Annotated in this window: 4 protein-coding genes and 1 pseudogene; 4 read left to right on the forward strand and 1 reads right to left on the reverse strand. The window is 63.5% G+C overall.

Annotation, left to right across the window (positions count from 1 at the left end):
• From V7N12_RS13360 to V7N12_RS13370, 3 genes are all read left to right on the forward strand, one after another.
• Positions 1-2,741 (forward strand): hypothetical protein (locus V7N12_RS13360; RefSeq protein ID WP_333715121.1); only part of this gene is annotated, 2,741 nt, incomplete at its 5' end.
• A gap of 15 nt (positions 2,742-2,756) precedes the next feature.
• Positions 2,757-3,461, forward strand: a complete 705-nt coding sequence (locus tag V7N12_RS13365; RefSeq protein WP_333715122.1) for a hypothetical protein — start codon at positions 2,757-2,759, stop codon at positions 3,459-3,461.
• Position 3,462: 1 nt separating this feature from the next.
• Positions 3,463-5,175: a hypothetical protein gene (locus V7N12_RS13370; protein ID WP_333715123.1), complete on the forward strand. Its 1,713-nt coding sequence runs from the start codon at positions 3,463-3,465 to the stop codon at positions 5,173-5,175.
• 359 nt (positions 5,176-5,534) lie between these two features.
• Here the strand turns inward: V7N12_RS13370 and V7N12_RS13375 are convergent, their stop codons facing one another.
• Entirely contained in the window at positions 5,535-5,702 is a 168-nt protein-coding gene (locus V7N12_RS13375) for a hypothetical protein (protein WP_443089971.1), read from the reverse strand.
• 7 nt (positions 5,703-5,709) lie between these two features.
• Here V7N12_RS13375 and V7N12_RS13380 point away from each other — a divergent pair.
• Positions 5,710-5,893 (forward strand): annotated as a pseudogene (locus V7N12_RS13380) (single-stranded DNA-binding protein); the annotation flags it as partial.

Consider the following 5,893-nt stretch of genomic DNA (forward strand, 5'->3'; position numbering starts at 1 on the left):
TCGGGTCGGTCGAACCCGGCAGCCGTGTCCGTTTCACCTTCCGCGCCCCCGAACGAGGGGAGGAGCGGATCGTGATCGCCGATCTCGACCAACCCGTGAACGAGCATCAGCGTCATGATTGGGCCTTTTCGCTCAGCCGCAATGGCGCGGTCAGCCTCAGGGCTCCGGACGTGGCCGGCGAATACGAGCTACGCTATCTGAACCGTGAGCGCACCGAGGTCATGTTCTCGCGCCGCTTCGGTGTCGGAATTCCCTTTGTCGACAGCGACCTGACCACCAGCGCCGAACTTGCCGCCCAAGCCGCCGTCGCCACGCGGGGCGACGCGTCGCAAGACGATCTGGCGCAGGTCACCGCCACGTTCCGGCTGCCGCCCGATGTGCCGCAGTCGGATGTGACGTGGCAGGCCGTGCCGCTTGACCCTGACATGACCTCCGGCCCTTGGGCGCCCGTGCAAACCGGCCCTGTCGTCACCGGCAATTTCGAACCCGGCAGCTGGCGCGTGACCGCCACCGCCCCGGGCGAGGTGACGCTTTCGGCGGATGTGGCGATCTTTCCGGGGCAGCCCAATGACTTCACCGTGCAGATCGACGCCGGCGGCGACGAAGATCACGGCGCGCTGGACCTGCAGGGGCCATGGCGCATCCTGACCGTGCCGCCCTATGATGTTCCACCCGGAACGCCGACTGACCCGCTCAAGGTCATGGATGTGGTGCTGGAAACCCGCGCCGACGCCACCGGCTATCAGGGCCGCTTCACGCCCGCCCCCGCAGCCTTCGGCACGGTCCTCTTCGAGCGCGAGATCGACAGCGTGGTCGAGGAAGACGGCGCGCTGATCCTGACCATGGCACTGCCGATGATCGACCCCGCGCCCTTTGTCCTGTCAGTCATGCCATTTGCCGAAGGCTATGCCGGAACGCTGGTCTCCGGTGCCAACAGCCTGCCGGTCGTCTTCTGGCCCGATTCCGTGCCCTTGCCGCCATCGGCGCAGTTGCAGGTCGTGCTTCACGGGCCGAACCCCGCCGATCAGGGCAGCTTGCAATACGGAGTGGACACGGTCTTTACCTGCGCGCAGGCGGTTTGCGACTGGACCGATCCGGCCAGCGGCCTGACCATCCCCCTGCCCATCGGGTGGAGCGTGACCGCGCCCGAATTCGAAACCGCCTCTGCCACGCCAACGGCGATGGAACATCCCTCGCTGTCGCTCTTTGGCCCGGAGGGGCAGGAATTGCGCCTGAACCCGCGCCAATGGGTGGACGGCAACGGCACCTGCCTTGACACGAATGGCCTGGGCCGCCTGTGCCATTTCACCGATGCTGATATCACCGCGCAGATGGTGGCCGGGATGGTCGCGCCCATGATTCATATGGGTCAGCCTGTGGCGGGGGCCGAGACGCGCCCGGTCAGCCTGACTTTGCCCGGCGTGCCCCGCGATGTGAACTACTCGTTGGACATCAGGCTGGTGGATGGGGAAGACGCAACCCATGCCGGTGGCCAGAGCCTTTTCGGGGCGATGTCGCTGCAGGATCATCCGCTGGGTGTCGGCAACGCCTATGACATCCGCGCAGTATCCGGGACGCGCGAATTCCGCGACCGGGCCGTGACGATCCTGCCCGGCTCCACGCCGCAAGAGGTGGTTCTCGCCCCGGTCTTCCGGTGGGACGAACTCACGCTTGACTTGCCTGATGCGCCGATTGTCGCCGTGCCGGGCGCGTTCATGCCTGTGACGCTGACAGCACCGGCGGATTTCAACGGCTTCATCGCCATTCATGACGCCGATGACCGCGACGCGCCGGCGATCTTTACGATCCTTGGCACGGATCTGATGGGCGCCTCGGACCCGGTGCTGCCGGTGCCTGAACGCCCCGGATTCTACGAGATCCAGTTTCAGGACATGAAGGGCGAGATGTTCGGCGGCATCGATTTCGAGGTTGTAGCCGATGATCGCGCCGGGGGCGGCACAGCCCCAGAGGGGTCGGTCAGCCTTGCCCTTTTGTCCGATGCCGGCTTGGTGGCGGGTTCGGACGGCTATGTCCCGGTGGATATCGCGGCCCCTGCCGGTCTGGCAGGCCAGCTTCGGATCGAAGCACAGGGGGGGGCCGTGGTTTACACCACCGACCTTGCCACCTTGATTGCGTCGCAAGACCCGACCTTGCCGATCCCGGATGCGCCGGGGGTCTACATGATCAGCATCATTGACCAAGCGGGGATGCTGCGTGCGACCACCGGCTTCGAAGTGCGCGGCCCCGCCGATCAGGCGGGCATCACCGTCACCCTGCGCGCGACCACGCAATTCGGCGCAGGCTGCATGGTGGGGGCCACCCTTGCGATGCCGTCCGGCCCTCGCTTCACGTTCAGCGTCCCCGTTTTGGGGGCTGATGCGAATGGGCGCGCGGTCGCGCCGCTCGTTGGAAGCGGGGATCAGGTTCTGGAGATCATCGGCTTCGACACTGCTGGCGCCACGCTGGTTGACGCGAGCTTCCTGTCGACCTGCGAGGCGCTGGTCCTTACTTTCGGAACCGCGCAATGCCGCATGGGCGAAAGTGTCGCCGCCGAGGCATGCCCCTATCCCGTCACCTATGTCGTGCCGCCCACGCTTTTGGGCGTGGAACAGCTTGGGGCTGGTGGGGCGCAATCGCCCGCGCAAGACAACCTCGGCGCTGCAGGCCCCGACTTCACCCCGATCGACCTTGGCGATCGCGATGCCGACGAGATCATCGACCTCCTATTTCCGCCGAATTGACCGGAGTGATTCAAGATGCGCCTTATCCTCGCATTTGCCACAGCCCTTCTGCTTTCGACCGTTGCCGCGATTGCCCAGACGGGGCAGCGGATCCAGATGGCCGAATGCACCAGCACCGGCTGCACTTGCCGTGTCAGTGAACTGACCCTCGAGCAGGTCGCGATTACCGTTGACATCAACATCCCCGACGATGCCGAGAACCAGATCCTTGTGCGCGATCCACAAGGCGATCTGGTCTGGAGCAAACTGTCGCCTGCGCAACTTGATCGCTCCTATGGCGGGCAGGGCAACTGCCCCTTGCAACTGTTCGAGGACATCACGCCGCGTGATGGGCGCTGGCAGATCACCGATGTGGCCACTGACGCCTCGCAATGCCCGATGGCGGCCATGGCGGCTATGGGCGGCATGGAAACCCACACAGTGACCGTCAATTGGGGCGGCCACTTCCGCCCCGAGCGGATCTTTCCCGAAACCCGCGGCATGGTCGCGTGGTCGCGCACCGGGGATCTGTCGTGGCGCGGCGTGGTGGCCGACGAAGAAATCGAGGGCGCCACCGCCCGCGTCACCTTCACCGCGCGGCTGGTCAGCCCGACCCTGATCCGCGGCGAAAGCCGGTTCGCCTTCAACATGCCCGCCCTGGGGGGCGTGAACCCGGCCGTGCTACAGTTAGGCGGCGGCTGCCTGACAGTGACCACATATGTCGCAAGGTGGAATGGCTAGCATGGCCCGCTCCTGGCTGTATCAGGCCGCCCTTGTGATAGCGGCGACACTCGTGTCCCCCGGCGCGGCATCGGCGCAGAGCGCGGATGAGGAAATCACCGCATTCGCGCATGCCGAGGGGTTCTTGCCGATCGACCCCCACTATTTCTGGACCGAGCGCTGGAACGGACCGCATCGGTTTCCCGACTACGACCGCAGCAGCGTTGTCCATGCCGATGTGTCCGTCTACGATCCCGAGAAAGCAATCCTCGCCATCGACGCGCTGGATGGATATTTGCCGCATGTCCGCTACCGGATCGAAAGCCGTGACCTGGCGGCGGAAGAAGACTGGATGGCGCCCTATCGTCTGGTCGAGGTCACGCGCTTCGACCTTGCGCCAACATTGGTCGCCAGCATCGCCGCAGCCTACGAGGGTCTGTTCACCCCCGTCGCGCCAGTCCCCGCGCCGCATGTCACATGGCGGTTCGTCTTTGTCACCAACCAAGCCATGAGCGCCGCGCCAATCGCCGTCGGACGACGCATCCTGTCGGAGCAGGAAGCAGACACGGCGATGTGCTTTGCGCTGCCCTGTCTTGCCTTGACGGATCCTCTGGGCGAGGGCTGGCAATGGGAGAACATCAGCGTCGACGAAACCACCTATCCGCCCACCTATCCCGGGGTGGATGCGACCGGAATGACCGTGCCCGCGCGCACCGCCGCTCTTTTGCACACCGCAGGCGACGTGCGCCGCGACTACGACATGGTCATTTCCTCGCGGGTGGTCGGCCAGGATGACATCACGAACGGCATCATCCGCTACAACAGGTTCTTATCGGACGAGGTGTCGTCAGACTGGATCGTCCGGATGCAGGTCGCAGATTTGCCGCCTTCATGGGGTTGGACGAGAACTTCGCGCACGGCTGGCGATCCGGTCTGGAACCTGCCCGATGGTTTCGATGTGGGAGAACAGGACTGGATCCACGTGCCCGTCGAACAACGGACGGCATGGCGCATGACGATGATCTTCGACAACGGCATCGCCACGCCAATAAGCTATGCCGCCCATATGAATGACGGCGTCGCGACCTATCAGTCGGATCACTGGGTTTACATCGGATTGGATACCGTCGTTGGGCAAGTCTTTGCCCGCGATGGCAATATTGCTTTGCCGATCACGCCTTACAACCCGTACCTGCACGAGTTCATGCATTGGTTCGATGTGCCAAACCGGATCATTGCGACAGGCGAGAGCCAAAAGATCGGCGACCATATCGCGCAGCAATACAGCCTGCTCTACAATCAGCCTGATGCAGAGGAAAGCAGCTATCTCGTATGGACCGGCCGTTTCTGGGCTATCGGTGATCTGCCGTCTGCCATGGGCTGGTACGGTCTGCCGGGTTCACCCTTCGCGGGTCGCAGCGAAAGGTTCAGGCAACTATGGGGCGGGCTCAGCGAGGATTTGAGCGGCTATGGTCTGATCGTGCGGGCCGACATCACGTTGCACGACCGCGTCACGCAAGACGACCTGCGCGCGGTCCTGAACGGAAATGCAAGCGCTGCGAGCCTGGCGGCAATGGGGTCGATTTCCCAACGTGTGATCATGCAGGTGACCGATCTTCAAGAAGAGGATGGCTACACCTTGGCAACGCAGTTTCCAGACTTGGCCCCGTTCGGCACGACACCATGGCCACACAGCTTGCCTGACCAGCCGGTTTCAATCCTTGCGCGGTACTGAGGCGCCCTCTGGCCCCGTCGACGCAAGAGTGCAAATGCCTGCATATCTGCGCTTCCACCGGTCAACCCAATGGCGCTTCCGCGGCTGATAAGGTTGTCGAAGCACCTAAGCTTCAAACAAGCGATATCCGCTTATTTCCTTCGGGAACACTTCGCGTTTGCGACGAATGTTTGTTCCCGCAGCATCTCTCAAGGGTTTGCTGCACATGCATCGGTCGGCTTTCCGCCCTCCACGTCGGTCTTGTGCCGGATCTCAGCGCAAAATCTGCATCCCATTTAGACCGACGGCACTCGGTCGTGGCGCCACGCCTGAGCGTCCGCTTTGCTGAAACATGACAAGAGGGATCGCAGTCGCGGGCATCAACCGATGGCCATGTCCTCTGCGATCTTGCCCCCTGCCAGCGCGTCCACCTTGGCGCGGGCTTCCGCCTTCTGCCGATCTTCGAATGTGGAAATCGGCTTGGCAACGTCCTTCTGCATTTTCTTCAGCTCGCTGAGCGATAGTGCCTCGAGATCGTACTCAGCCATTGATGCGGTCCGGGTCATGGACACCTAATGGCACCGCTTCACCTGCCGGGGCGGTCTCGGCAAGACGGTCGCTGAGCATTGCGAAAAGGCATGAAAGTCCTCGTCCACGGCCGCATCCACTACAGCAAGTGGATCGACAGCATGGGCAACGACCGCTACGGCTGCGAGATCATCGCCGAGAAGGTCGACTT

The organism is Yoonia sp. (assembly GCF_036770585.1).
In the GTDB taxonomy this organism is placed as follows: Bacteria; Pseudomonadota; Alphaproteobacteria; order Rhodobacterales; family Rhodobacteraceae; genus Yoonia.